Here is a 26,347-nt window from a genome sequence, read left to right on the forward strand (position 1 = left end):
CGGTGTCAGGCTGGCACTTCTGCGTCAACCTGTTAGTCTGCCGCGCGTGGAAAATCTGCGAATCAATTTCTCGAATCGTGCACAGCCGGATCGTCCGCTGGGCATGGGCGTGCACCGGGTGGTGCGCGAAGCCACCGGCCATGTCGGCGTGGGCGATCAATTGCAGGGCGCCTTGCTGGCGAGGCTGTGCGTGGACCGCCGCGGCCTGTGGCTGCAGGTGCCGGCCGGCATGCGCGGCGTGCACGTCAACGGCCGGCCGGTGCAGCGCATGGCGCAGTTGCGTGCCGGCGATGCGATTTATGTGGACGGGGTGGAACTGCTGCTGCAGGCCGGCAGCTTGCCGGCTGGCACGCCGTTGGGCGCCGCCGGCCAGAATGATCCGCGCGTGGTCCTGCGTGGCGTAGGTGGCAAGTACCACGGCCGCAGCATCGCCCTGGTGAAGCCGTGCCTGGTCGGACGTAGCCGCGATGCCGGTATCCGCATCGATGACCCCCTGTTTGGCGAGCGTCACGCGCAGTTGGAGCTGCATGGCGATCGCGTGCTGCTCAAGGATCTGGGTTCGGCCGAGGGCAGCTGGGTCAATGGCGTGGCCGTGCGTGATGCGGTGCTGCAGGCCGGCGATCAAGTCGCCTTCGACGGCCAGCACCGGTTCGTGGTGGAAGTGCCGTGGACCACACCGCCGGCCCTGTCCGACAACGACGAGGTGGAAGAGGCCGATGCCCGTGCGCCCGCCGCTTCCGCTGTCGCGCGCGGCACCGGCCGGCGTTGGCCCTGGCTGTTGCTGGCGGCCTTGCTGCTGGGTGCGGCGATCAGCGCGCTGCTGCTGTTCGGCGCTGGTTGAACCAGCGCACCGCGCGCCAGCCCAGCAGGACCGCCAGGATGCCGGCGTACAGCGCCGGTTCGCGGATGTCGGATTTCACCAGCCACCAGAAGTGCAGGACGGCCAGCACGCCGACGGCGTAGATGGCCTTGTGCAGTTGCCCCCAGCGACGCCCCAGCCGGCGGATCCAGCCCTGGGTGGAGGTGATGGCCAGCGGCAACAGCAGCAGCCACGCGGTGAAGCCGACGGTGATGTAAGGACGCTTGGCGATCTCTTCGAAGATCTGCGCCCAGTAGCCCTGCAGGTCCAGCACCAGGTAGACGCTCAGATGGACGCAGGCATAGAAAAATGCGTAGAGGCCGAGCATGCGTCGAAACCGGATCAGCACCGCCTGGCCGGTGAGCTGGCGCAGCGGCGTGATCGCCAGGGTGATCATCAACAACCGCAGCGCCCACAGGCCGGTGCGGTGTTCGATCTCGGCCACCGGGTCGGCGCCCAGTGCATCGCTGCCGGTCTGCAGCACCGACCAGAACTGCCAGGCCAGGATCGCCAGCGGCGTCAATGCCAGCGCATGCACCAGGGTCTTGGCGGCGATCAGTCCAGCCGAGGCACGCCGCTTCGGCCGGGCTTTGGTTCTGGCGCCGGAGCGCTCCGGGCTCAATACCATTTCTTCAAATCCAGGCCCGCGTACATCGAGGCGACCTGATCGGCGTAGCCGTTGAACAGCCGGGTGGGGATGCGTTCGGCAAAGACCCGGTTGGTGGTGCCGGCGATCCGGCGTTCGGTCTTCTGGCTCCAGCGCGGATGGTCAACGTTCGGATTGACGTTGGAGAAGAAGCCGTACTCGGACGGCTGGAGTTCGTGCCAGGCGGTTTCCGGCATGCGCTCGACGAAGTTGATCGCCACGATCGACTTGATGGACTTGAAGCCGTACTTCCACGGGACCACCAGCCGCAACGGGGCTCCGTTCTGTTGCGGCAACGGTTTGCCATACAGCCCGGTGGCCAGGAACGCCAGCGGATGCATCGCTTCATCGATGCGCAGGCCTTCCTTGTACGGCCACTCGATGGAGCGGTAGGCGATGCCGGGCATCTGCAGCGGGTCGGCCAGGGTGGTGAAGGCGACGTACTTGGCCTGCGACGTGGGCTGGAACTGCTTCAGGACCGCGGCCAGCGGCACCCCCAGCCAGGGGATGACCATCGACCAGCCTTCCACGCAGCGCAGGCGGTAGACGCGCTCTTCTGGTGTCTGCCCCTTTAGCAGATCCTCCAGCGACAACGTGCCCGGCTTGGCGCAGGCACCGCCCACGGCCACCGACCAGGGCCGCGTCTTGAGTGTCTTGCGCGCGGTGGAAGGATCGGCCTTGCCGGTGCCGAACTCGTAGAAGTTGTTGTAGGTGGTGACGTCCTGGTAGCGGGTCAGCGGCTCGTTGGTCTTGAACCCCGAACGCGCCTGCGCGGGAGTGATGGCGGCGCTGGCGGGCGCCGGCGGCGGCTCCGCATCGGCACAGCCGGACAGCGCCAGCGCCGGGCTCAGCGACAGGAACTGCAGCAGGCGACGACGATCCCGGTAGACCGCTTCGTCGGTAATTTGGGAGGAGGGAATCCTCAGCGCATCGCGCAGGGACATGGGAGGCTCCAGGAAAGGGGTAGTGGATTGAACCCGGCCGTGGGCAAAAGTTTCCCGCGCGAGCCGCGGCTATCGTCCATGGGTTTGCCTTTATTTATACCGGCTCGCATGGCAAGAGCGGGCGAAGTGCCGGCGCAGCGCAGGCTGTCAGTCAGGCCCGGTTGCGGCGCCTAGCGCCGGCATGGTTGCCCCTGCAACTGATGCACTGCGGCATACTAGGGATTCCCCTTGCAGGTGCCCTATGACGCGCGCGTACAACTTCAGTGCCGGACCCGCCACGCTCCCCGAGGCCGTGCTCCGCCAGGCCCAGGCCGACATGCTGGAATGGAACGGAATTGGCGCGTCCATCGTCGAGATCAGTCACCGCAGCGCCGACTTCATCGCCGTGGCCGCGCAGGCCGAGGCCGACCTGCGCAAGCTGCTGTGGATTCCGGATGACTACGCAGTGCTGTTCCTGTCCGGCGGCGCCACCACCCTGCAGGCGCTGCTGCCGCTCAACCTGGCCACGGCCGGCCAGACGGTCGACTACGTGGTCAGTGGCCACTGGGGCAAGACCGCCATCAAGCAGGCGCGGCCCTACGTCAAGGTGCAGGTGGCCGCCGATGGCGAACCCGGTGGTTTCCACGACATCCCGGCGCGCGAGAGCTGGCAGCTCAGCGACGACGCCGCCTACGTGCACATCACCGCCAACGAAACCATCCACGGCCTGGAGTATCGCTACACGCCGGACGTGGGCACGGTGCCGCTGGTGGCCGACTTCAGTTCCAGCATCGCCTCCGAGCCGCTCGACGTGTCGCGCTATGGCGTGATCTACGCCGGCGCGCAGAAGAACCTGGGGCCGGTGGGGATTTCGGTGGCGATCGTCCGCCGCGATCTGCTCGAGCGCAGCGGCCAGCCGCGCGCCGACATCTTCGATTTCCGCTCGCATGCCGCGCGCGATTCCATGCTCAACACCCCGCCGACCTGGAACTGGTACATGCTCGGGCTGACGGTGAAGTGGATGCTGGACGAAGGCGGGGTGGAGGAATTTGCCCGCCGCAATGCGGCCAAGTCGGCGCTGGTCTACCAGGCCATCGACGGCTCCGGTGGCTTCTACCGCAATGACATCGCCCACGCGGTACGTTCGCGCATGAACATCCCGTTCTTCCTGCCGGACGAGGATCTGACCGCGCGTTTTGTCAGCGAGTCCAAACAGGCCGGCTTGCTGGCGCTGAAGGGCCACAAGGCCGTAGGCGGCATCCGCGCTTCGCTCTACAACGCCCTGCCGGTGGCGGGCGCGCAGGCGCTGGCCGATTTCATGCGCGATTTCCAGCAGCGCAATGGTTGAGAGGACGTAACACGACATGGCTGCCAAGCCCCGCAAACCCGCAAGCAAGGCCGGCAAGTCCGCGGCCAGGCCCAGCACACCCAACAAGCCGGCGGCCGCCAAGGCCGACGCACCGGCCATCGCCGCACCGGTGCTGGCCGATGTACGCGCCAAGATCGATGGCATCGATCGCCAGATCCAGGAGTTGATCGCCGAGCGCGCCAACTTCGCCCACCAGGTCGGCAAGGCCAAGGGTAAGCTGGCGGCGGCGGTAGATTACTACCGCCCCGAGCGCGAAGCGCAGGTGCTGCGCATGGTGGTGGATCGCAACGAAGGCCCGCTCAGCGATGAAGTGCTGGTGCATGTCTTCCGCGAGATCATGTCGGCCTGCCTGGCCCAGCAGGAGCCGTTGAAGATCGGCTACCTCGGTCCGGAAGGCACCTTCAGCCAGCAGGCCGTGCTCAAGCACTTCGGCCGGTCGGCACATGGCCTGCCGCTGGCCAGCATCGAGGAAGTGTTCCAGGAAGTGGAAAGCGGCAACGCCGATTTCGGCGTGGTGCCGGTGGAGAATTCGGGGCAGGGCACGATCCAGGTCACCCTGGACATGTTCCTGACCTCCAACCTGAAAATCTGTGGCGAAGTCGAACTGCGCGTGCACCAGTTCCTGCTCTCGCGCAGCGGCCGCATCGAGGACATCGAACGGATCTTCGGCCACCCGCAATCCTTCGCCCAGACCTCCGGCTGGCTGCGCGCCAACCTGCCCAAGGTCGAGAAGATTCCGGTCTCCAGCAATGCCGAGGGCGCACGTCGCGCGCGCAATGCCGATGACGCCGCCTGTATTGCCGGCGAGAGCGCGGGCCATGTGTATGGCCTGAAGAAAGTGGTGATGAGCTCGATCCAGGATGACAAGGACAACACCACCCGCTTCCTGGTGATCGGCCGCAGCATCTTCCCGCCGTCGGGGCACGACCGCACCTCGGTGCTGGTGTTCATCCACGACAAGCCGGGCGCCTTGTTCGACGTGCTCAGCCCGTTCGCCCGCCATGGCATCAGCATGAACCGGATCGAATCGCGGCCCTCGCACCATGCCAAGTGGGAGTACGGCTTCTTCATCGATCTGGCTGGCCATGTGGACGATGAAGCGATGAAACAGGCGCTGGCGGAACTGCAGGCGCATTCGGCGCAGATCAAGATCCTGGGTTCGTATCCGGTCGCGGTGCCGTAACGCGAACGGCTTGCCCCACCCAGCCTCCCCCGCAAGCGGGGGAGGAGCAGATAGCGAAGCCTCCCCCCGCAAGCGGGGGAGGAGCAACTAGCGAAGCCTCCCCCGCGGGGGAGGCAAAGACAGCGGAACCAGAGCTCCCCCATGACGCAGAAAATTGATTGGCTCGCATCCCCCGGCACCCCCTTGCGCGGGGAGCTGAGCATCCCCGGCGACAAGTCGGTCTCGCACCGGGCGATCATGTTCGCCGCCCTGGCCGATGGCACCTCGCACATCGATGGCTTCCTGGAAGGCGAAGACACCCGCGCCACCGCAGCCATCTTCCAGCGCCTGGGCGTGCGCATCGAGACGCCGTCGGCCTCGCAACGCATCGTCCACGGTGTGGGCATCGATGGACTGCGTGGCAGCGATTCTCCGCTGGATTGCGGCAATGCCGGCACCGGCATGCGCCTGCTGGCCGGTGTGTTGGCCGCGCAGTCCTTCGACAGCGTGCTGGTGGGCGATGCCTCGCTGTCCGGCCGGCCCATGCGCCGCGTCACCGGTCCGTTGTCGAAGATGGGTGCACGCATCGAGACCGAAGAAGGTGGGCTGCCGCCGTTGCGCATCCATGGTGGCCAGGCCTTGCAGGGCATCGACTACACGCTGGAAGTGGCCAGCGCGCAGGTGAAGTCCGCGGTGTTGCTGGCCGGCCTGTACGCGCAGGGCGAAACGGTGGTGCACGAACCGCATCCGACCCGCGACTACACCGAGCGCATGCTCGCCGCGTTCGGCGCCGACATCGAGTTCTCGCCGGGCCATGCGCGCCTGCGTGGCGGTCAGCGCCTGCGCGCCACCGATGTGGTGGTGCCGGCGGATTTCTCTTCGGCCGCATTTTTCCTGGTGGCGGCCAGCGTGGTGCCGGGCTCGGAACTGCGTCTGCGCGCAGTGGGTTTGAATCCGCGTCGCACCGGCTTGCTGTCGGCGTTGCGCCTGATGGGCGCCGACATCCGCGAAGAGAACCGCGCCGAGCAGGGCGGTGAACCGGTGGCCGACCTGCTGGTCCGCCATGCCCCGTTGCGTGGCGTGGAAGTGCCTGAAGCGCTGGTGCCGGACATGATTGACGAGTTCCCCGCGCTGTTTGTCGCCGCGGCCTGCGCCGAAGGCCCGACCGTCGTGCGCGGCGCGGCCGAACTGCGGGTCAAGGAATCCGATCGCCTGGGCACCATGGCCGCAGGGCTGCGCAGCCTGGGCTTGCAAGTGGATGAAACGCCGGATGGCGCCACGATTCATCCGGGCGCCCTGCAGGGTGGCGGCATCGACAGTCACGGCGATCACCGCATCGCCATGTCGTTCGCCATCGCCGGCCAGCGTGCGCAGGCGCCGGTGAAGGTGGGCGATGTGGCCAATGTCGCCACTTCGTTTCCGGGCTTCGACCGCCTGGCGCGGGGTGCAGGTTTCGGATTGCAGAACGCCTGAGAGACAAGAAAAGGCCCTCGGTGACGAGGGCCTTTTGCGTTGGGTGTTGCTTGAAGGGTGCTTAGATGGGCTTGAAGTCCACCGGCACCTGCACCGTGCTGCTCACGGCCTTGCCATTGCGCATGGCCGGTTCAAAGCGCCACTTGCGCACGGCGCCCAGGGCGGCGCGATCCAGTTCGCGATGACCGCTGCGTTCGACCACGGCCACGTCGGTCGGCACGCCATTGGCATCCACCGAGGCACGCACCATCACCGTGCCACCCACGCCAGCGCGCAGGGCTTCTGACGGATAACGCGGGGTCGGATTGCTGGCCAGCGGACGCGGCGCGGTCGCGCGCGGTGTCACGGCAGCGGTGGTGCGGCGAGCCTCTGCGGCGCGACGCTGCTGACTGCGATCGGCGTCCTGCTTGGCTGTCGCGGTTTCTTCAGCCGGGATCACGATCGGTGTCGGCGTCGTGGCCAACGGCGTGGTGTCGATGCTGCTCTGCTTGTACCAAGCCAGGCCGGCGGCGGCGACGGCCACCAGCGCGAGCAACCACAGCAACGCCATCGAGCCGCTGCGCTCGCGCGGCGTCGTATCAAGGACGGTGGTGTCGTGCACGCGGTTCGGGTTCCCGTCGTTGGCGGGTGCGTTCCATTCGGTATGCGGCTGCGACATGCGAAAGCTCCTGTAGACAACGCGTTTCTGCGTTGACTGGAGTTTTGCCGCGGCATTGTTGACATCGCGTGATTCAGCGGTGAATCACCGGGCGTTTGCAGGGTTGCGATTCAGCTGGCGTGCGATTGATTCAGCAGCACGCCAGTTTTGTCACTGCAATTTGAATTCGACCGGGACCACGACGCTCGAGGGTATCGGCTGACCATCGCGTTGCGCGGCGCGGAAGTGCCACTTGCGCACGGCGTCCAAGGCAGCGCGATCCAGCTCGCGCGATCCGCTGCCGGTTTCGATGGCGACATTGCTGGGCAGGCCGTCCACGCCCACGTCCACGCGCACCATCGCGATGCCGCTTTCACCGCGTCGCATCGCCGATGCCGGATAGGCCGGTGGCGGGCTTTGTTCAATCTGGATTTCGGCCACGTCGCCGGTCGCCAACGCGGGAGGGGGCGCTGCGCTGGTCTCCTCGGCACTCGGCGCGGCCGTGGCCTCGTCGTCCTCGATGGACTCGGGCATTGGCGCCACTTCCACCAGCTGCGGGGTTTCGTTGCCTTCGCTGGTGGGCTCTTCCATGCCACTGGCGCCGCCGCGGGCGGGCAGCGGTTCGGGCAGGGCTTCCACCACGGTCTTGGGGCCTTCCGGTGTGGCCTGCGGCTGATAGAAGCCATCATTGCGGCCGCGCAGCCAGACGATGACGAACAGCAGGAAGCCGATGCCAAAGGCGATGGCGGCAATCTGCAGGGTGCGGCGGGGCAGGCGGAACACGAACTCGGACTCCGAAGCGGACATGGGCGGCACCGTGGCAAGTGCGCCGATTCTGGCATAGCCGGGCGGACGCCGGTGTGTCGGCGCGGCCAGTGGCGGCGCAAATGCGCGATAATCCCGCTCCTGTTACCGCTGCCCGTTGATCGCCATGCTTGATCCCGCCCTGCTCCGAACCCAGACCGCCGACCTGGCCCAGCGCCTGAAGGACAGCCGCGGCTTCGACCTGGATGTCAGTCGCCTGGGCGAACTGGAAGCATCGCGCAAGCAGATCCAGAAGCGCACCGAAGAATTGCAGAACCTGCGCAACACGCGCTCCAAGGCGATTGGCCAGGCCAAGGCCAAGGGCGAGGACGTGGCGCCGCTGATGGCGGAAGTGGCCGGATTCGGCGAAGAGCTCAAGGCCTCTGAGGTCAAGCTCGACGACATCCGCCGCGATATCGAAGCCATCGCGCTGGGCATCCCCAACCTGCCGCACGCCAGCGTGCCGGTGGGCGCGGACGAGTCGGCCAATGCCGAACAGCACCGCTGGGGCACGCCGCGTGTGTTCGATTTCCCGGTCCAGGATCATGTCGAACTGGGTGCGCGCCATGGCTGGCTCGATGGCGACACGGCGGCCAAGTTGTCCGGCGCCCGCTTCACCGTGCTGCGCGGCCAGCTGGCGCGCCTGCATCGCGCGCTGGCGCAGTTCATGCTCGACCTGCACACGCAGGAACACGGCTACGAAGAAACCAACGTGCCGCTGATCGTCAACGCCGACAGCCTGTACGGCACCGGCCAGCTGCCCAAGTTCGAAGAAGACATGTTCGCCACCCACCTGGGTGAGCACAAACGCTATCTGATCTCGACCTCGGAAATCCCGCTCACCAATACCGTGCGCGAGGAAATCCTCGACGACGCGCGCCTGCCGCTGCGGATGACCGCGCATTCGATGTGCTTCCGTTCCGAGGCCGGCAGCGGTGGCCGCGACGTGCGCGGCATGATCCGCCAGCACCAGTTCGAGAAGGTCGAGCTGGTCTCCATCGCCCGCCCGGACGAAAGCTACGCCGAGCATGAGCGCATGACCCGCAGCGCCGAGGTGGTGCTGGAAAAGCTGGGCCTGCCGTACCGCCGCATGCTGCTGTGCACGGGCGACATGGGGTTCTCGGCCACCAAGACCTACGATCTAGAAGTGTGGATTCCTTCGCAGGACACCTATCGGGAGATTTCCTCGTGCTCCAACTGCGAGGATTTCCAGGCCCGGCGCATGCAGGCGCGCTGGCGCAATCCGGCCACCGGCAAGCCCGAACCCGTGCACACGCTCAACGGTTCCGGCACGGCGGTCGGCCGCGCGCTGATTGCGGTGATGGAGAACTATCAGAACGCGGATGGTTCGATCACCGTGCCCGAGGTCCTGCGCTCCTACATGGGCGGCATCGAAACGATCGCCTGATCAAGGCAGCCGGCCTTCTGCGGGAAGGGTCGGCCGTTCGCGGCGAGCGGACGTTACTTCGCTTTGGCCTGCTTGCCGTGGCGCTTCTGCACCAGCGGTCGATTCAAATCGCGCAAGGTGTCCTTGCCCACCCAGCGTTCGGCCTGATCCTCTGATGCGGCCAGCGTCCGGGCCAACGCCAACGCCTGTCCATACAGGCTGGCATTGCGATGGCCGATCGCGCGCAAGGCCCAACTGACGCCTTTCTTGACGAAGTTGCGCTCATCGCCCGCCGCTGCGGTGATCAGCTCCAGGGCGGCTTCGAACGGGGCGTCGCTGGCGCGTTTGTCGTGCACCGCCAGGCTAGCCAGCAGGGCAAAGGCCGTGCGCCGCTCGAATTCGCCACGGCGCGCACTCCAGCGCTTGACCTTGGTCCAGGCGTGCGGGCTGCGATCAAACAGGTGGAAGCAGAGCGTGTCGCAGATCGCCCAGTTGTCGAACTCGCGGCACCAGCGATCCATCTGCGTCGCGCTGAGTTGCAGGGGGTCGGCGACGAACGCCACCAGCGAGCGCGCCTCGTAGATGCCGGTATCCCACAGCGGATCGACCAGCGCAGGCTGGCGACCGATCTGCTTGCCAATCGCCTGGATGGTCGACATCGGTACGCCCAACGCATGCTCGTTGGGAATGCCGAAGCGGGTGAGGCCCTCGCGGTGGGTCTGGCTGGACTGGGCCTTGAGCTTGGCCACGGCCTGCGCAGCGGTGACGGGCGCGGGCGAATGCAACGCGGACTTGGTCGCGGCCATGGAGCCTCCCCAATGGGCGTGGCGGCAGCTTAACCGGCTTTCCGGCCACCCGTGGGTGGCCGGAGCCGAGGGCAGGGGCTGGCTCAGGCCGCCAGCGGCAGGGGCGCCGGAATCGAGCGCAGGGCCGTGGCAATGGCCTCGCTACGGTGCTGCGGCGACAGGCCGACGCCTTCGGCGCGGACGAATTCCACATCGGTGACGCCCAGGAAACCCAGCACGAACTTCAGATAGGGCTCCTGGAAATCGCTGACCGCGCCGGCGGCGTGGACGCTGCCACGGGCGCTGGCGATGATCACCTTCTTGCCACCGGCCAGGCCGACCGGGCCGTTTTCGGTGTAGCGGAAGGTGCGGCCGGCCACGGCAATGCGATCAATCCAGGCCTTGAGCGAGGAGGGGACGGTGAAATTGATCATCGGCGCCCCAATCACCACGACATCGGCGTCCAGGAATTCCTGCAGCGTGGCTTCCGACTGTTCCGCCGCAGCGGTGTCGGACTTGCTGAGCACCGGGGCGGTGAGGTGGGGAAGCGGCTGTGCGTCCAGGTCCTTGTAGCTGACCTTCAGGCCGGGTACCTCGTCCTGCCAACGGGCTACGATGGCGGCGGTGAGTTCGCGGGTCACCGAGTGGCCGGCCAGCGAGCTGCTGTCGATGTGCAATAGTTTCATGATGACTCTCCGGTTCGATGCGGGCGTTGCCGCGTTGGAGAGGATCTTGGGCTGTTGCAGAAATGGAATAAAGCTGGTTAAATATCACTGATTGTTCTGTCCTTGGAACTATAACGCCATGCAGCACGACCTCAACGATCTCTATTACTTCGCCATGGTGGTCGATCACGGCGGTTTCGCCGCCGCCGAGCGCGCCCTGGGCATCCCCAAGTCGCGCCTGAGCCGGCGCATCAGCCAATTGGAAACGGATCTGGGCGTGCGCTTGTTGCAGCGGTCCACGCGCCGCTTTGCGGTGACGGACGTGGGCATGAGCGTGCATCGCCATGCACAGACCATGCTGGCCGAAGCCCAGGCTGCGCGCGAAGTGGTGGATCGCCTCAGCGCCGAACCACGCGGCGTGGTGCGCGTGAGCGTGCCGGTGGCGGTGGCGCAGATGCAGCTGCCGAAGATCCTGCCCAAATTCCTCGACAAATACCCCAAGGTCCGCCTGCAGTTGCACGTCAACAACCGGCGCGTGGACATCATCAATGAAGGCTACGACGTGGCCTTGCGCGTGCGCGCCAAGCTGGATGACGACGGCAGCCTGGTGATGCGCAGCTTCGGCCAGATCCAGGAATTGCTGGTGGCCAGCCCGAAGTACCTCAATCGCGCCGGACGCCCGCAGACGCCGGAAGACCTGACCAGCCACGTCACCCTGAGCATCAGCGAAGACGAGGCGCGCCAGCGTTGGGAACTGCATGGTCCCAATGGCGAAGTGCGTCGCGTTGAACTGCAGCCGCGCCTGGCCGGTTTCGACTTCCCGTTGCTGCAGGCGATGGCCAAGGATGGTTACGGCATCACCCTGTTGCCGGAAACCGTCTGCGCCGAAGCGGTGCGCAAGGGCGAACTGGAAGTGGTCCTGCCGGAATGGTCGCTGCCGCAGGGCATCTGCCACGCCGTGTTCGCCTCGCGCCGCGGCCTGCTGCCGGCGGTGCGGGTATTCATCGATTTCCTGGCCGAACACCTGCCGCAGCAGATTGAATCCTCGCGCCTGGACTGCGGCGGCAAATGCACCGAAGCCGCCAACAAAGCCCTGGAACTGGCGCTGGACAATGCCAACGCGGCAAAGGTGAAGAAAGCCTCCTGAGCAAAAGGGCGGCCGGCGTGCGAAAATGCCGCCGCTTCGCGAATCAGCGTAGAAGTAAAACAATATGGAGAGATGGCCGAGCGGTTTAAGGCAGCAGTCTTGAAAACTGCCGTAGGTGTAAGCCTACCGTGGGTTCGAATCCCACTCTCTCCGCCACATACGCATAGGCCCCCGCAAGGGGGCTTTTGCGTATGTGGCGGAGAGAGTGGATTTGACGAGAACCCGGTTCGACAATCCGCGCAGCGGATTTGCACCGCCACTTTGTGACTCAAGTTTCATCGGCGCCGTCGAGCCGCTGAATAGTGATGCTCTCCGTTATTCTCGTTGTGCATCGACAATAACGAGGAGTTACATGGCTGCAAAATTTTTCATCACCCGCACCGAACAGCATCACCACTTTGTCTTGAAGGCCGGCAATGGCCAACAGATGCTGGTCAGCCCGCAGTTCACCAAAGCCGACGATTGCCAGCAGGCCATTGAAGCGATCCGGGAAAGTCCGTCATTGCCGGATCGCTTCCAGCTCAGCTCGGTGGCCAACGGAAAATGCCTGTTCCATGTAGTGGATCGGGATGCACGCATCGTCGGTACCAGCCAGCTGTATTCCAGCGAAGTGACCCGCGCCGCCGGCATCGCCTCGGTGTGTGTCAGCGCCGGCGTCGCCAAGCTGGTGGAGGCTTGAAGCGCGGGGAACCCGCAGAAGCAGGCCTGGCGTCGATGCGATTCGGCGCCAGGCCCTTCGCTCCTTAGCCCATTGGGCTTGCTGTGCGCCGCACCATCTGACGAGACTGCCCGCATTGACGCCGCATGGTGCGCGCGGGAGGTATCGATGGCCCTGGTTCTGTTCTATCACCCGTTGGCTTCGTTCTGCCACAAGGTCACGATTGCCTTGTACGAGAACGGCACGGATTTCACGCCCGAGATCATTCGCCACGATCTGCCCAGCGACCGCGCCGCACTGCTGGAAGCCTGGCCGGTCGGCAAGATGCCGGTGTTGCGGGACGAGGAGCGCGCGCTGACGATTCCGGAGTCCAGCCTGATCATCGAGTATCTGGACACGCATTATCCTGGTCCGCGCGCCCTGTTGCCGCGTGACGCCGACGCGGCGTTGCAGGCCCGGTTGTGGGATCGCTTCTTTGATCTGTACGTGCAGGTGCCCATGCAGAAGCATGTGGCCGATCGCCTGCGGCCCGACGATCAGCGTGACCCGTACGGCGTGGCCGAGGCGACCGCGACGCTGGAGACCGCTTACCGGATGCTGGAGGCCCATCTGGAGGGTCGGCAATGGGTGTTGGGTGATGCCTTCTCGATGGCCGATTGCGCCGCCGCACCCGCGTTGTTCTACGCCGGCGTCATCCATCCGTTTCCGGAGAACGCCACGCGCATTCGCGATTATCTGGGCCGTTTGATGGCGCGCCCGTCGGTGCATCGCACCTATGAGGAAGCCAAGCCCTTCATCCAGTACTTCCCGTATCGCGCGCAGATGCCGGTGGGCTGGGGCGGCGTGGACTGGCCGACCGACTGAACCCGGCCGGCCCGCGCCGCGGGTTTCAACGTCGCGCGGCTTCCAGGCGGCCTTTCAGGTAGCCAAGCTTTTCTGCGTCGTTGTCACCGCTGGCGATGTCGAGATCGCCCCGCGTAATCTTGTCCACATAGGTATCGCAGACATGGATGCGGCGGGCGATGTCCGGCTCCGCGTCGAGCATGTCGGGAAAGGTTCGGGCCACTTCATTGGCCGCATCGTCGAGCGCCTGGTCGACTTCGGCGCGGGTCATGCCTTCGCGCAGCCCGACCACCATGGCCTCGTTGTGCAGCGTGGCCGAGAGATCGACATACGCCATGTTGCGGGATTTCCACACGTTCAGCGCATCGAGGGATCGCGCGGAAAAGCCCGGGTCCTGCTTCATGCAGTACTCGAAAATCGTCGTCACCGTGGCGGTGGTCATGTTGATCTCGTTCAACGAGATCAGCATGAGCTTTTCCTGCGCACTGAATTCGCCGTCGTCGGCGCGAGCGATGCCGGTCGCGGACAGCAGCAACCCGCACAGGCAGGCGAGCATGGTCTTCATCGATTCCCCTGAAAGGCGCCGGGCGCCGTATTTCCCCGCCGCCACTCTAGCGCGGCGGCGGGGCTTTTGGCATCAGGGGCCATTGAACAGAGCGTTGGCCTGCCCATAGGGCAGGGCGGTGGCGTCGGCGTCAATCCGCGGTTGTTCGAGGAAGGCCGAAGCGCGTTCGCGCAGATGTCCCAAGGCCGATTCGACCAGGGCAGAGCCGGCACTGAGCCGACGCACGCCCCACTCGGACAGCACATCCACCGCGGGCAATGCGGCGCGCCAGAGGACATTCACAGGCAGGCCGGCCTGCCCGGCGATGGCGCGGATGTCGGCTTCGGCGGTCACGCCGGGCACGAACAGACCGTCGGCGCCGGCCTCGCGATAGACCCGCGCGCGTTCCAGCGTGGCCTGGATGCTCGGTTCGCCGGGCGCGGCCAGCTGGCGCAGATACACGTCAGTGCGCGCATTGACGAACACGTCCACCTGCTCCTGCGCGCAGCGTTCGCGGATGCGCTTGATCTTGGCGGCCAGCAGGGCCGGTTCGCGTCCGCTGTCTTCCAGGTTGATGCCGGAAACACCGCGACGAACCAGCTGCAGCACGGCATCGGCCACGCTGTCCGCGTCGTCGGAGTAACCGGCTTCGAAATCGACGCTCAACGGCACGTCGATCACCCGGGCGATGGATTCCACCGAGTCGAACACGCGATCGAGCGGAAGCTGGTTGCCATCGCCATAGCCCTGTGCCCATGCAACACCGGCACTGGTGGTGGCAATGGCGCGTGAGCCCAGCGACGCCAGCAGGCGTGCGGTGCCGGCGTCCCAGGCATTGGCCAAGCGAAGCACGCCGTCGGCATGCAGATGGCGGAAATGGGCGGTGTGCTCGGCGGTGCGGATCATCGGCGTTCCTGGTGGCGGAGTGCCGACATCCTGCCACGAACCCATCCGGGTGGACTCACCGGAATCGGCCTACATCGTTGCGGCGGAAGCGGCCACGCCGCTCACGAATTGATCCGGTTTAGGCGGTGAAACAAACGCCACTTGCCGTCGCCGCCTTCGACATTGATGGCGTAGTCCAGGCCCTGCTGTTCGCGCTGGCGCGCCAGTTGGTTGGCATAGCTCAACGCATCCAAACGCGATTGGAAGTGCAGGGGTTCGGATTCGTTGATCGACAGCAGGAAGCTGCCATCGTTGCCAGGGGAATGCGGTATGTCGAACGTCATCATGGGCTAAAGGCGATCAATTCGCTGCGCGCAGACTAGCGTCAGTGATGTCATCACCATGCAAAGAACTTGTGCGCGTGGTGTGGACGCAACGAGCGTCACGTCTACACGCGGCCTTCGCAATTGGCTGGGTATATCTGCATGGATGGCGGGCGTCGCCCTGCGGCGCCATCCCCGAACCGGCTGATGACCCGGGGCGTCATGGAGAACCCGATGTCCGCATGCCTGCATGCGGCACCCGGCGGTCAGTCGCGAGCCCGACACCGTCGCCGTCCGGAGCCGGGGCGGTTCTCGAACCTCGACCAAGCCCATGATCCCTGCCTCGCAGCCCGTTGCCTGGGCGGAATCTGGCCATGCCGCAGGCTCATCGCCTGGCGCGCCGGCCAGTGCGGCCGTGACGCCAGAGGGCGCTAGAATATGAGTTGCGATGCGCGTGAGCGGCCCACTAGGGTCGGGCGGGCAGGCAATTTGGGGAAGTGGACGATGGCGATACGCGTATTCCTGATCGACGACCATGCCCTGGTACGTACCGGCATGCGTCTGATCCTGGAATCCGAAGACGACATCGAAGTGGTGGGCGAAACCGAAAGTGGTGAAGCAGCGCTGCCGCAATTGCGTGTGCTTGAACCCGACGTGGTGTTGTGCGATCTGCACCTGCCGGGCTACAGCGGGCTCGAGGTGACCGAGCGCATCGTCAAGGCCCACCAGTCCACCCGCGTCATCATTGTCTCCGTGCTGGAAGACGGCCCGCTGCCCAAGCGTCTGCTCGAGGCCGGCGCGTACGGCTACGTGGGCAAGGGCGGCGATGCACAGGAGTTGATCCGCGCAGTGCGAGATGTCGCCCGTGGTCGCCGCTATCTGGGCACCAGCATTGCGCAGAACCTGGCGCTGCTGAACGTGGGCGGCGAGGCCTCGCCTTTCGATTCGCTGTCGCCACGCGAGCTGGAAGTGGCGATGCTGCTGATCCAAGGCATGCGCCAGGAAGAAATCGCCAAGCGCCTGAGCCTGAGCGCGAAGACGGTGAACACCCACAAGGCCCGCCTGTTCGAGAAGGCCGGCGTCACCGACAACATCGCACTGGCGCGCATGGCCGTGCAGTACGGCCTGCTGGACCCGACGCGCTCGTTCTGACGCGCTGGCCGGGGAACCGGAGCCGTTCGGCTCCGGCGCGCAGGCCAGCAGCCACGCTTCAGAAGTGGAAATTCAAGCCCAGGTAAGCCTCACCGCTGGACAGGTCCAGACGCATCTGCTCGTCGACCAGACCGCGCGCATTGGTGAAGGTGTTGTAGCCGCTCTCGACGGTCCCCTGGTTGATCCAGCGATAGCCGGCTTCCAGGCCGAAACGGGGGGTGAAGTGATAGCCGCCGCCAGCGCCCAGTGACCAGGTGAGGTTGTCCTGCGTGTGCGGAGCGTAGCGACGATTGATGTTGCCCTGCCAGCCGCTGGATTCGATCCGGCTGACGCCCAGGCCCACGGATCCGAACACGTAGAACTTCTCGCCGAACGGCACATCCCGATAGAGGTTGGCCATGAGCCGCGAGGTTTCCACCTGATGGTGGTTGTAGCTGGTCGGAAAGCGGGTGGAGCCGCTGGTGAATTCGGCCGATTGGGCAAAGGCATATTCGCCTTCCACGCGCCATGCAGCGGAGAAGCGATGGCCGTACGCGAGCGTGCCGGCGAGGTCGGAGTCGGATTCCTGGCCGCTGACGAACGCGCCGATGCCCGGGCGGGCGCTGAGATCCATGCCGTCGGCCTGCAGGCGCGCGGCGGCGACCTTGATCGAGACGTAGTCGGTGAACGATTCACTGGCTGAAGCAAGGCCAGGCAGGGTAGCAAGCAAAAGCAGGGCGATCGTGGGGTGCAGGGTGTTGCGATGGCGGGTCATGCAGGGGCTCAAAGTGGGGAGGGTAGCGCCGTTCCGCGCGCATCACGCAGCGGAAGGCGGGCAAACCCTAACGATGCGCTCCATGACGTGCCAAGCACCGCGCTTCCAATATGGGTCAAGGCACATGTCGGTCATGCGTATCGCGGATCTTCGACAGCATCGCTGCTTTGCCGAGCGCAAAAAAAAAACCGGCTGCCGAGGCAGCCGGTTTTTCTTTCAGGCAGTGTCGATGAATCAGGCGCTGCGCTCGTTCTCCGGATGATCCGGATCTTCCGGCGCATGGTCGTCGTTGTGGGCCATCGGCGTTTCGTTGGCTGCAACCTTCGGCGTGGGCACGGGATCGAACAGACCACGCGTCACCGACGGCGGCGTATCCGCATCCAGGGCGAAGAACAGCGAACCAGTGGCGCCGCGCGAGACAGCCGTCGGCGGCGTTACCGCAGCCGGGGGCGCGCTCGGCGCCGCTGCAGCGGCATCTGCCGGTGAGGTCACAGCCTCGTCGGGCGCGGCCTCGACCACCGCCAGGCTGGCGGCTTCGGCAGGCGTTTCCACCTGCGCTTCGACCACGGCCGGACGCTCGTCCGCGACCGGTGCGGCAACCGCTGATTCGACTTCCACCACCGGCGTGGCCGCTACTTCGCTGACAACGGGCCCGACGGATTGCGCCGCCTGGCTGACCGCTTCCGTACCTGCCTGCGCGGCCTGCTTCACCGTGGCGGCGATGTCGGCCTGCTGCTCCGGGTTGTGGGCCACGGCCGCCACTTCGGCCTTGGCTTCTTCCACCACCTGCGCAACCGAGGTCGGCGTTTGTCCGGCGGCTGCCGCGATCACGGCCACGGCCGGCGCGGCGGCGCTTGCGGCACGCGTTTCCGTGCGCGGCGGGGCCACATCGTCAAACTCGAACTCGGGCTGATGACGGGCGGGCGAGGGCGCGGCGGCATCGGTCGCCGGCGCAACGGCCACGGCGTCCTGCTCGTCTTCGTCATCGCCTGCGTCGTTCAGATCGTCAGCCAGGGCTTCTTCGCCCAAGGCGGCGCCTTCGCCATTGCCGCGACGACGACGACGACCACCGCGACGACCGCGACGGCGACGGCCCGTGCCGTCGGCATTGGCGGCATCGCTGGCTGCACCTTCGACGTGGGCGCTGACCGCGGCGGTTTCCACGCTCACGGCCACGGCTTCACCCGCGTCGGGCGCGGCCGGTGCAGTCGCACGCTTGGCTTCCTCGGGAGCCACCGTCACCGGCTTGGGCGCGGTGACCGGCGCTTCGCTGGCGACCGTTGCGGCAACCACGCCAGCTGCTGCAGCGATCTGCTCAGGCTGCGGCTGTGTCTGCGGCTTGGGTGCCTGCTGCTCGCCACGGCTCTGCTCGCCGCGCGGCTTCTGGCCCTGCTGCTGCTTCTGCTGATTCTGCTGCTGTTTCTGGCCCTGGCCCTGGTTCTGACCCTGCGCCTGCTGCTTCTGCGGCTTGGGCTCGTTGCGCGGCTTCTGGTTCTGCTGCGGCTGCGCGTTCGCGTTGTTGCCCTGGCCCTTGTTGCGGCCTTCGTCGCGACGGGCGTTGGCGTTGCCGCCGCGGTTCTGGCCCTGCTGGCGGTTGTCACGACGCTGGTTGCGATCATTGCGGTCATTGCGACCGCTCTGACGTTGATCGCGCTCGCGCGGCGCCGGCGGCGCGACCGGCGCAGGTTGGGCACCCATCAAGCGCTTCAGCCAGCCGAACAGGCCACCGCTGGCGGCCGGAGCGGCCACGGCGACGGGCGCCGGCTGCGGTGCGGGCGCGGCTGCTACCGGTTCGCGCTCTTCGCGGATCGGCGCCGGCTGGCTGTGCTGCACATGGGTCACCGCAGGCGCAGCCGGAATGTTGAGCTGGGCCTTGGTCAGCGCGTGCACCGGCAACTTACGCGGCGTGCCGCGCTGGTAGCTCGGCTTGGCGGTTTCTTCGCCCAGCTCGTTCTCGCGCACGCGGGTGACTTCGTAATGCGGGGTATGCAGCGCCTCGTCGGCGACGATGATGATCGGCGAGTCGTGGCGGGTTTCGATTTCGCGCAGCGCGCTGCGCTTTTCGTTGAGCAGGAAGTTGGCGATTTCCACCGGCGCCTGCACCAGCACCTGGCCGGTGTTTTCCTTCATCGCATGCTCTTCGGCTACGCGGATGATTGACAGCGACAGCGATTCCACGCTGCGCATGCGGCCGTGGCCGTCGCAACGCGGGCAGACGATCTGGCTGGACTCGCCGAGCGAGGGACGCAGGCGCTGGCGGCTCATTTCCATCAGGCCGAAGCGCGAGATGCGGCCCAGCTGCACGCGCGCGCGGTCGTACTTGAGCGCGTTCTGCAGGCGGTTCTCGACTTCGCGCTGGTGCTTGTTCGAGGACATGTCGATGAAGTCGATGACCACCAGGCCGCCCAGGTCACGCAGGCGCAGCTGGCGGGCCACTTCCTCGGCCGCTTCCAGGTTGGTGTGGAACGCGGTCTCCTCGATGTCGCCGCCCTTGGTGGCGCGCGCCGAGTTGACGTCGATGGCGGTCAGGGCTTCGGTCTGGTCGACCACGATCGAGCCGCCCGAGGGCAGGCGCACGTTACGCTCGTACGCGCCTTCGATCTGCGATTCGATCTGGAAGCGGTTGAACAGCGGGATGTCGTCCTTGTAATGCTTGAGCTTGCGCAGGCTTTGCGGCATCACCTGCGACATGAACTCATGCGCGGTCTCGTGCAGTTCTTCGGTGTCGACCAGGATTTCGCCGATGTCGGCACGCAGGTAGTCACGCAGGGCGCGCACGATCAGGCGCGATTCCTGGTAAATCAGGAACGGAGCGGGCTTGGTCAGGGCGGCTTCGGCGATGGTCTTCCAGACCTGCAGCAGGTAGTCCAGATCCCATTGCAGTTCTTCGGCATCGCGGCCAACGCCGGCGGTGCGGATGATCACGCCCATGTCGTCGGGGATGTTCAGCGCGTCCAGCGCCTTCTTCAGCTCGGCGCGGTCATCGCCCTCGATGCGCCGCGAAACGCCACCGGCGCTCGGCGAGTTGGGCATCAGCACCATGTAGCGGCCGGCCAGCGAGATGAACGTGGTCAGGGCGGCGCCCTTGTTGCCGCGCTCATCCTTGTCAATCTGCACGACTACTTCCTGGCCTTCGCGCAACAGCTCGCGCAGGCCGGCCTTGTTGTGGTCGACGCCGGCCTGGAAATAATCGCGGGAGATTTCCTTCAGCGGCAGGAAGCCATGGCGATCCGCGCCATAGTCGACGAATGCGGCTTCGAGGGAGGGCTCAAGGCGGGTGATGCGGCCTTTGTAGATGTTGGACTTTTTCTGTTCCTTGGACGGCTGCTCGATATCGATGTCGTACAGGTTCTGTCCATCGACGATGGCGACGCGCAGTTCTTCTGCCTGCGTCGCATTGATCAACATGCGTTTCATTGTGTGCGTTCCTCGCGCGCTACTACCGCGCGGAACGCCATGGCGTTTCGCCTCTGGAACGGTGCTCCACCCCTTGCGCAGGCGCAGCGGGGCAGGTTGGGTTTCCAGCGCTACGACACCACGGCAGGCCGCGGGAGCGCTTTTTCTACTAATTGGGTGTTGCGGGGCCGGCGGCAGCTTCCCAAAGTTTGGTGGCGCCGCGCGGGACATGTTCAGCCACGGATGCCGTCACGCATCCGGCGGTATCCGAGTTCGCCGATGAGCCGCTAACATGGCCGCCCCGAGGGCGATGGCCGCGCACTTGCCGGAATCGCGGAGAGCTGGGCTTCTGGCCCACAGCCTGCTTCCAGACTGCGTAACTCCCTGCGAAATCAAACTCTTATCTCGCCCGCCGAGTGTAACAGAATAATAGTCACGATGACCGATAGCCCCCCCGTCAGTCCGGCCTCCGCCGGCAGCAAGTCCGCCGTGCGCATGGTCCGGGTTCCCGAAGACCGGGCTGGCCAACGGCTGGACAACTTCCTGCTGGGCCAGTTGAAGGGCGCGCCGCGCAGCCTGGTCTACAAGCTGGTCCGCAGCGGCCAGGTGCGGGTCAACGGCGGCCGGGCCAAGGCCGAGCGCAAGCTCGAGGCCGGCGATGAGATCCGGATTCCCCCCGTCAGTCTCGCTGAGGTTGGAGACAAGGCGCCGCCGCCGACCGGCTTCCTGCAGCGGATGGAAGCGGCCATCGTGTTCGAGGACGCCCGCCTGCTGGTGCTCAACAAGCCTTCGGGCGTGGCCAGCCATGGTGGCAGCGGCATCAGCCATGGCGCCATCGAAACCATGCGGGCGCTGCGGCCCAACCAGAGCCTGGAACTGGTGCACCGGCTGGATCGCGACACCTCGGGCCTGCTGATCATGGCCAAGAAGCGCTCGGCGCTGACCGAGCTGCAGGCGTTGATGCGCGAGGATGGCGGCATCCAGAAGCGCTACCTGACCCTGCTGATCGGGCGCATGCCCGACGGCGTGATGAGCGTGGACGCGCCGCTGCATGTGGGCCTGCGCCAGGGCGGCGAACGCCACGTGCAGGTCAATTCCGCGGGCAAGGCCTCACTGAGCCACTTCCGCGTGCTGGAACGTCGCGGCGGACATTCGTATTGCGAAGTGCGCATCGAGACCGGCCGCACCCACCAGATCCGCGTGCACGCCCAGCACATCGGTCACCCGGTCGCGGGCGATGACAAATATGGCGATGAACCGGTCAACAAGCGCCTGCGCGATCAAGCCGGCCTGAAGCGGCTGTTCCTGCATGCGGCGTCGCTGCAGTTCTCGCTCGACGATGGCCGCACGCCTTACGTGCTCAACGCACCGCTGGCGCCGGAACTGGCCGAAGTGCTGGACCGCCTGGGCTGATCGCCTTACTGGCTGGGCTTGGCGTCCAGGGCAAAGCACTCGTTCGGACGTTCGGCCGGCGGGGTGAAGTTCACCGGCACCTGGATGGTGGTCGCGGCGGCCTGGCCACCGCGGGTGGCTGGCTTGAACTTCCAGCCCTGCACGGCTTTCTGAGCGGCTTCATCCAGGCCGGCGTTGCCGCTGCTCTTGACCACCACGATGTCCGAGGTCGTGCCGTCGGCGCCGATGGTCACTTTCAGGGTGGACACGCCACCCACGCCTTCGCAGGCCAGCGCAATCGGGTATTCCGGCGGCGGCGTATCGAGCGCGGCCACTTCGGTGGGGGCGGGCAGGGCCGGGGTGGGCGCCGACTGGCCACCGCAGGCGGACAGCAACAGCGTGGCGGCAACGGCGGTGAAGGGCACGGACAGGGACGGCAGCTTCATGATCAGGCTCCCGCGGCGAGCGCTTCGGCGCGCGCGGCACAGATGAAGTCGTTTTCGCTCAGGCCACCCACGTCGTGGGTGGAATAGCGGACTACGGCGCGATCGAAATGCACGCCCAGATCCGGGTGGTGATCTTCGTGGTTGGCCATGTACGCCAAGGCGTTCACGAACGCCATGGTCAGGTAGTAGTTCTTGAAGTGGAAGGTCTTGCTGAGCGCGTGGCCGTCTTCCACCAGTTCCCAACCCGGCAGTTCCGGCAACAGTTCGGCAATGCGGGCCTGGCCCAGACGGTGTTCGCTTCCCCGTACCGGCACGCAATGGGCCTGGGCAAGCGGTATCAGATCGGTCATGCATTCCTCCCTCTGGCCAGCTTGACGCCGGCTCACGCTACTATGACGTCCACATCCCGCCCAGAGGCGGGGAGCTAGAATACCCGCATGATCCAGATTTCCGACAGCGCGCAGGCGCATTTCCGCAAATTGATTGAACGCGAGGCGTTGCCTGGCCTGGGCGTACGCCTGAGCGCGGTACATCCCGGCACGGCCCGCGCCGATGCCCGGCTGGAATTTGCCGAGCCGCGCGATCTGGCTGGCGATGAGTGGGCGGTGGATTGCGACGGCTTCACCGTCTATGTGGCTGCCGACAGCGTGGCCTGGCTGGACGGCGCGGAAATCGACTACGTGTTCCAGGGCGCCAGCACCCAGCTGACCATCAAGGCGCCCAAGATCAAGGGCGAAGCGCCGACCGACTCGGCCTCGCTGGTGGATCGCGTGCGCTGGGTGGTGGAGAACGAAGTCAATCCGCAACTGGCCCAGCACAAGGGCAAGGTCGCGGTGGAAGAAGTGACCGGCGATGGCGTGGTCTACCTGCGCTTCGGCGGCGGCTGCCACGGCTGTGGCATGGCCGACGTCACCCTCAAGCAGGGCATCGAGAAGACCCTGATGGCGCGGGTTCCCGGAGTGACCGCGGTGCGTGATGCAACGGATCACGCCACCGGCGACGCGCCGTACATGCCCCGCGGCAACGCGGCCTGACGAAGCCAGCGCCGGTGACGCGAGCCGCCGAACTCATCATCCAGGCGCTGCTGCCGCGCAAGCCGGCCCCCGTGGTGGAACGCAAGACGGGCCTGCCTTATGGCTGGGGCCTGTGGCTGCGCGCCTTGCCGGAAACCCAAGGCCGTATCTCGCGCGACAAATCCGAGGCAATCGTCCGCGATCTGACCTTGCGTCCGCTGCCTGCGCGCGGCGGCGCGATCGCGCCGCACCTGGGATTCTGGTCGGCGCTGCGCACCTTGTTCTATCAGCAGTGGGAAGCGCCGCTGCGCGAAGAACGCGGCACGCGCTGGTTGTCAGGCGTGGTCAGCCTGCTGATGCATCTGCTGTTCGTGTTGCTGCTGATCTGGGTGGCCGTGGTGAAACTGCCGCCGCCTCCCGAAGCGGCGGGCGACAGCAGTCGCGTGCAGGTGGAATACATCGGTCGCGGCACGCCGGCCGAGGAGGGCGGTGGCGCACCCGACGTCGCCGGGCAGGCTGCGCCGCGCCAGCCGACCGCCGCCACGCCCACCGCTGCCGCCAGCAGCGAAGCAGGCGGTGACACGGTCGAAGCACCCACCCCGATCACTCTGCCGGAATTCGTGCCGCCTTCGCCCACGCTCAGTGCCGAGACGCCGCAAGTGCGCGAACGCAGCGTGGCCGAGCCGGAGATTCCGCCGCCGCAGCCGGTGCAGGTGACCGAAACGCCGGTGGCCACCCAGGACTATGTGCTGAGCGCGCCCAACGTGCGCACCGACGCCCTCCGCACGCCCGTGGTCACGCCACGCGAAGCCAGCGTGCAGCAGCGCGAAGTCGTGGTATTGCCGACGCCGCAGGCGCCGCGCGTCACCCGCGAAACGCCGATCCAGACGCGCCCGGTCGATCGCCCGATCGCACAGGTGCAGGAGCGCGAAGTATCCGCGCCCTTGCCGCAGGTGCGCGCCACCGAAATTCCCAGCCGCATTGCGCCGGTGCGCGAGATCAACGCGCCCACCGCAGCGGTGCGCGAACGTGCGGTGGCCACTCCAAACCCGGCACCCGCCGTCGCTGCAGCACCGGCACCGGCCGCGTCGACCAGCCCCGCGGCGCCTGCGCCTGCCAGCGCCGCCACAAGTTCGCCCGCAGCTTCCACCGGTACGGCCGCCACTGCCGCACCGGTGCCGAACACGGGCAGCGGACAGTCTTCGACCACCAGCGCCACGCCTTCGCCGCGCGGCAACCAGCCCGGCGCGCGCAACGCCGGGCCGGCGCCGGCGGATCGCAGCGGCGGCTGGAACACGCCGGTCAAGGGCGATGATTGGGGCGCATCCAAGCGCAACGTCGCCGGCGACAGTGGCGCCAATGCCGGCCAGGCGCCGGGCTTGTTCAATGCCGACGGCAGCGTGCGCTTGCCGGGTACCGCTGGCAGCGGCAATGACACCAGCGCGGATCGCGGTGCGCCCGGCGGCGATTTCGACAAGTGGACGCGCGAACAGATTGATCGCTCGGGTACCTGGCTGCAGCGTCCGCCGTACGACTACACACCCACTTCGCTGGACAAGTACTGGGTGCCCAACGAGTCGCTGCTGGCCGAGTGGGTGCGCCGCAACGTGCGCGAGGCGAGCATTCCGATTCCCGGCACCAACAAGAAGATCAAGTGCGTGATCTCGGTGCTGCAACTGGGCGGCGGCTGCGGCCTGGTCGATCCCAACCTCAACGAGCAGCCGCCTTCGTCGCGGCCGCCACCGGAGATTCCGGTCAAGCGCAATCCGATTCCGACCGACTCCTAGGCAGCCGTCCCCTCGTCCGGCGCTGCGCGCCACCTTCTCCCGGCAGGAGAAGGGAGCAGCAAAAACAAAAACGGAGCCTTGCGGCTCCGTTTTTCTTCCAGCAGAACGCTGACTCAGTGCGGGTGGATGTCGTGCACGCCGTGCAGGTCGCGCAGCTTGCGTTCCTGCGAACCGAAGTACGCGGCCAGGTCCGAGATGTCCTGATCGCTCAGGCCAGCGGCCTGCGGCGACATCAGCGCATGCTGGCGATCGCCGGCGCGATACGCCTGCAGCGCATGCGCCAGGTAATCGGCGTACTGGCCACCCAGCTTGGGATAGGTGCCGTCGATCGGGGCATTGCCGGCGGCGCCATGGCAATCCACGCAGCTCTGGCCGGTGGCCTTGCCCTTGGCCTTGGCCAGTTGCTCGCCGTTGGCGATGCGACCGTGCGGCAGGCCGGCGGAAGAACTGGAACCGTGTTCGCCACTGGCGTGGCCGGGATCGGTGGCGGCCGATTCCGCATTCGGATTCGAACAGGCCGACAGTGCGATGGCAGCGAGCAGGGCGATGGCTAGACGCTGGGCGTGCTTGGCGTTGGGCATGTTCGGATTACTTGACGGTGGAAAGGAAGGCGGCGATGTCGGCGATGTCCTGCTCAGAGAAGCTCTGGGACTGCGCCTGCATGGTCGGGTGCTTGCGGTTGCCGTTCTTGTATTCGGTCAGCGCCTGCTGCAGGTACTCGGCCGACTGGCCACCGATGCGCGGCACGTGGTAGTTCGGGTACGCGTTCTTGTAGCCCTCGATACCGTGGCAGCCCTGGCAGGTGTAGGTCAGGGTGCGACCGCGATCGGCATCACCGACGGGGGCAGCGGGGGCGGCCGGAGCGGCGGCGGCGGGAGCTGCGGCCGGGGCGGCAGCAGGCGCCGGAGCGGCAGCGGGGGTCTGGGCGGTCAAGGCTGCTGCCGGGAGGGCAATGGCCAAAGCAAGGCAAGCGGCGAGCGGAAGCGGTCGCATCATGTCGTTAATCCGGGACTCTCATTTGCGCGCGCCACGTCCAATCCGGGGCGCTTGGCTGGGCGGAGTATAGCGTGAGGCTCATAACACCCGCCATCCGCCGAACGGTGCGCCGCCGAAGCGGCCAGGTAGCACGCTCGCGATCACGCCTTTGGTCAGCACGCGCCACGCGTGCAAACGTGCCTGCAACGGCCGCGCATATAGCAGGCATCACTGACGCTAGTCACCATGACCTTCGGCGCATGAAGTGTCATCCCGGGGTGATATACCTTGATACAACACCTAAACAACTCCACCACGGCCC

At 66.3% G+C, this 26,347-nt stretch carries 27 protein-coding genes and 1 tRNA gene; 13 read left to right on the forward strand and 15 right to left on the reverse strand.

Annotated elements, in window-relative coordinates:
- Nucleotides 1-46: 46 nt before the first annotated feature.
- The gene (locus tag B5X78_RS16995) at nt 47-841 is read left to right on the forward strand and encodes an FHA domain-containing protein (protein WP_079725943.1); all 795 of its coding nucleotides are present in this window, start codon (nt 47-49) and stop codon (nt 839-841) included.
- On the opposite strand, the gene msrQ is transcribed toward B5X78_RS16995, so the two are convergent.
- Together msrQ and msrP are read right to left on the reverse strand one after the other, a co-directional pair.
- Nucleotides 810-1,487, reverse strand: a complete 678-nt coding sequence (gene msrQ, locus B5X78_RS17000) for a protein-methionine-sulfoxide reductase heme-binding subunit MsrQ (protein ID WP_079725944.1) — start codon at nt 1,485-1,487, stop codon at nt 810-812. The genes B5X78_RS16995 and msrQ overlap by 32 nt on opposite strands.
- A complete protein-coding gene (msrP, locus tag B5X78_RS17005; RefSeq protein ID WP_079725945.1) occupies nt 1,478-2,449 on the reverse strand; it encodes a protein-methionine-sulfoxide reductase catalytic subunit MsrP in 972 nt (323 codons plus the stop codon). Before msrP ends, msrQ begins: the two co-directional genes overlap by 10 nt.
- A 241-nt stretch (nt 2,450-2,690) precedes the next feature.
- Between msrP and serC the strand changes: the two genes are divergently transcribed.
- The 3 genes from serC to aroA all read left to right on the forward strand — a co-directional run bounded on the left by serC (nt 2,691) and on the right by aroA (nt 6,432).
- Nucleotides 2,691-3,776, forward strand: a complete 1,086-nt coding sequence (gene serC, locus B5X78_RS17010; RefSeq protein WP_079725946.1) for a 3-phosphoserine/phosphohydroxythreonine transaminase — start codon at nt 2,691-2,693, stop codon at nt 3,774-3,776.
- Between the two features lie 16 nt (nt 3,777-3,792).
- The gene (pheA, locus tag B5X78_RS17015; protein ID WP_079725947.1) at nt 3,793-4,980 is read left to right on the forward strand and encodes a prephenate dehydratase; all 1,188 of its coding nucleotides are present in this window, start codon (nt 3,793-3,795) and stop codon (nt 4,978-4,980) included.
- Nucleotides 4,981-5,121: 141 nt separating this feature from the next.
- Nucleotides 5,122-6,432 (forward strand): 3-phosphoshikimate 1-carboxyvinyltransferase, encoded by a 1,311-nt coding sequence (aroA, locus tag B5X78_RS17020; RefSeq protein WP_079725948.1) that lies wholly within the window; start codon nt 5,122-5,124, stop codon nt 6,430-6,432.
- A 61-nt stretch (nt 6,433-6,493) separates the two neighbouring features.
- Here aroA and B5X78_RS17025 read toward each other — a convergent pair whose 3' ends face one another.
- Both B5X78_RS17025 and B5X78_RS17030 read right to left on the reverse strand, forming a co-directional pair.
- Nucleotides 6,494-7,090, reverse strand: a complete 597-nt coding sequence (locus B5X78_RS17025; protein ID WP_079725949.1) for an energy transducer TonB — start codon at nt 7,088-7,090, stop codon at nt 6,494-6,496.
- A 150-nt stretch (nt 7,091-7,240) separates the two neighbouring features.
- Nucleotides 7,241-7,876, reverse strand: coding sequence for a TonB family protein (locus B5X78_RS17030; RefSeq protein WP_079725950.1), 636 nt, complete (start codon nt 7,874-7,876; stop codon nt 7,241-7,243).
- Between the two features lie 124 nt (nt 7,877-8,000).
- Between B5X78_RS17030 and serS the strand changes: the two genes are divergently transcribed.
- Nucleotides 8,001-9,281: a serine--tRNA ligase gene (serS, locus tag B5X78_RS17035; RefSeq protein WP_079726251.1), complete on the forward strand. Its 1,281-nt coding sequence runs from the start codon at nt 8,001-8,003 to the stop codon at nt 9,279-9,281.
- A gap of 53 nt (nt 9,282-9,334) precedes the next feature.
- On the opposite strand, the gene B5X78_RS17040 is transcribed toward serS, so the two are convergent.
- Nucleotides 9,335-10,066: a DNA alkylation repair protein gene (locus tag B5X78_RS17040; protein WP_139381610.1), complete on the reverse strand. Its 732-nt coding sequence runs from the start codon at nt 10,064-10,066 to the stop codon at nt 9,335-9,337.
- An 83-nt stretch (nt 10,067-10,149) separates the two neighbouring features.
- Nucleotides 10,150-10,731 carry an FMN-dependent NADH-azoreductase gene (locus B5X78_RS17045; protein WP_079725951.1) on the reverse strand — a complete coding sequence of 194 codons (582 nt, stop codon included), beginning with the start codon at nt 10,729-10,731 and terminating at the stop codon, nt 10,150-10,152.
- 118 nt (nt 10,732-10,849) lie between these two features.
- Between B5X78_RS17045 and B5X78_RS17050 the strand changes: the two genes are divergently transcribed.
- From B5X78_RS17050 to B5X78_RS17065, 4 genes are all read left to right on the forward strand, one after another.
- Nucleotides 10,850-11,857 (forward strand): LysR family transcriptional regulator, encoded by a 1,008-nt coding sequence (locus tag B5X78_RS17050; RefSeq protein WP_079725952.1) that lies wholly within the window; start codon nt 10,850-10,852, stop codon nt 11,855-11,857.
- A 66-nt stretch (nt 11,858-11,923) separates the two neighbouring features.
- A tRNA-Ser gene (locus tag B5X78_RS17055) sits at nt 11,924-12,013 on the forward strand.
- A gap of 196 nt (nt 12,014-12,209) precedes the next feature.
- Nucleotides 12,210-12,536 (forward strand): DUF1508 domain-containing protein, encoded by a 327-nt coding sequence (locus tag B5X78_RS17060; RefSeq protein WP_079725953.1) that lies wholly within the window; start codon nt 12,210-12,212, stop codon nt 12,534-12,536.
- A gap of 147 nt (nt 12,537-12,683) precedes the next feature.
- Nucleotides 12,684-13,379, forward strand: coding sequence for a glutathione S-transferase family protein (locus B5X78_RS17065; protein WP_079725954.1), 696 nt, complete (start codon nt 12,684-12,686; stop codon nt 13,377-13,379).
- Between the two features lie 25 nt (nt 13,380-13,404).
- Here the strand turns inward: B5X78_RS17065 and B5X78_RS17070 are convergent, their stop codons facing one another.
- The 3 genes from B5X78_RS17070 to B5X78_RS17080 all read right to left on the reverse strand — a co-directional run bounded on the left by B5X78_RS17070 (nt 13,405) and on the right by B5X78_RS17080 (nt 15,134).
- Nucleotides 13,405-13,914 (reverse strand): hypothetical protein, encoded by a 510-nt coding sequence (locus B5X78_RS17070; RefSeq protein ID WP_139381611.1) that lies wholly within the window; start codon nt 13,912-13,914, stop codon nt 13,405-13,407.
- Between the two features lie 81 nt (nt 13,915-13,995).
- Complete coding sequence (locus tag B5X78_RS17075; RefSeq protein ID WP_079725956.1) at nt 13,996-14,808, reverse strand: isocitrate lyase/PEP mutase family protein; 813 nt, start codon at nt 14,806-14,808, stop codon at nt 13,996-13,998.
- A gap of 101 nt (nt 14,809-14,909) precedes the next feature.
- Nucleotides 14,910-15,134, reverse strand: a complete 225-nt coding sequence (locus B5X78_RS17080) for a hypothetical protein (RefSeq protein WP_079725957.1) — start codon at nt 15,132-15,134, stop codon at nt 14,910-14,912.
- Nucleotides 15,135-15,614: 480 nt separating this feature from the next.
- Between B5X78_RS17080 and B5X78_RS17085 the strand changes: the two genes are divergently transcribed.
- Nucleotides 15,615-16,262: a response regulator gene (locus tag B5X78_RS17085; RefSeq protein WP_079725958.1), complete on the forward strand. Its 648-nt coding sequence runs from the start codon at nt 15,615-15,617 to the stop codon at nt 16,260-16,262.
- A 58-nt stretch (nt 16,263-16,320) separates the two neighbouring features.
- Here B5X78_RS17085 and B5X78_RS17090 read toward each other — a convergent pair whose 3' ends face one another.
- Together B5X78_RS17090 and rne are read right to left on the reverse strand one after the other, a co-directional pair.
- A complete protein-coding gene (locus tag B5X78_RS17090) occupies nt 16,321-17,016 on the reverse strand; it encodes an outer membrane protein (protein WP_079725959.1) in 696 nt (231 codons plus the stop codon).
- 234 nt (nt 17,017-17,250) lie between these two features.
- On the reverse strand, nt 17,251-20,433 hold the full coding sequence (gene rne, locus B5X78_RS17095; protein ID WP_079725960.1) for a ribonuclease E: 3,183 nt from the start codon (nt 20,431-20,433) through the stop codon (nt 17,251-17,253).
- A gap of 417 nt (nt 20,434-20,850) precedes the next feature.
- Between rne and B5X78_RS17100 the strand changes: the two genes are divergently transcribed.
- Nucleotides 20,851-21,825, forward strand: a complete 975-nt coding sequence (locus tag B5X78_RS17100) for an RluA family pseudouridine synthase (RefSeq protein WP_079725961.1) — start codon at nt 20,851-20,853, stop codon at nt 21,823-21,825.
- Nucleotides 21,826-21,830: 5 nt separating this feature from the next.
- Here the strand turns inward: B5X78_RS17100 and B5X78_RS17105 are convergent, their stop codons facing one another.
- On the reverse strand, nt 21,831-22,250 hold the full coding sequence (locus B5X78_RS17105; RefSeq protein WP_176140896.1) for an energy transducer TonB: 420 nt from the start codon (nt 22,248-22,250) through the stop codon (nt 21,831-21,833).
- Between the two features lie 2 nt (nt 22,251-22,252).
- Nucleotides 22,253-22,600 carry a 4a-hydroxytetrahydrobiopterin dehydratase gene (locus tag B5X78_RS17110; RefSeq protein WP_079725962.1) on the reverse strand — a complete coding sequence of 116 codons (348 nt, stop codon included), beginning with the start codon at nt 22,598-22,600 and terminating at the stop codon, nt 22,253-22,255.
- An 87-nt stretch (nt 22,601-22,687) separates the two neighbouring features.
- Here B5X78_RS17110 and B5X78_RS17115 point away from each other — a divergent pair, with 87 nt between their 5' ends.
- Both B5X78_RS17115 and B5X78_RS17120 read left to right on the forward strand, forming a co-directional pair.
- Complete coding sequence (locus B5X78_RS17115) at nt 22,688-23,284, forward strand: NfuA family Fe-S biogenesis protein (RefSeq protein WP_079725963.1); 597 nt, start codon at nt 22,688-22,690, stop codon at nt 23,282-23,284.
- Nucleotides 23,285-23,298: 14 nt separating this feature from the next.
- Entirely contained in the window at nt 23,299-25,050 is a 1,752-nt protein-coding gene (locus B5X78_RS17120; RefSeq protein WP_079725964.1) for a hypothetical protein, read from the forward strand.
- Between the two features lie 113 nt (nt 25,051-25,163).
- Here B5X78_RS17120 and B5X78_RS17125 read toward each other — a convergent pair whose 3' ends face one another.
- Nucleotides 25,164-25,631 (reverse strand): c-type cytochrome, encoded by a 468-nt coding sequence (locus tag B5X78_RS17125; protein WP_079725965.1) that lies wholly within the window; start codon nt 25,629-25,631, stop codon nt 25,164-25,166.
- A gap of 7 nt (nt 25,632-25,638) precedes the next feature.
- Nucleotides 25,639-26,043 (reverse strand): c-type cytochrome, encoded by a 405-nt coding sequence (locus B5X78_RS17130; RefSeq protein WP_079726254.1) that lies wholly within the window; start codon nt 26,041-26,043, stop codon nt 25,639-25,641.
- Nucleotides 26,044-26,347: the final 304 nt, after the last annotated feature.

Origin of the sequence: Pseudoxanthomonas indica, assembly GCF_900167565.1 — a bacterium.
Taxonomy (GTDB): domain Bacteria; phylum Pseudomonadota; class Gammaproteobacteria; order Xanthomonadales; family Xanthomonadaceae; genus Pseudoxanthomonas_A; species Pseudoxanthomonas_A indica.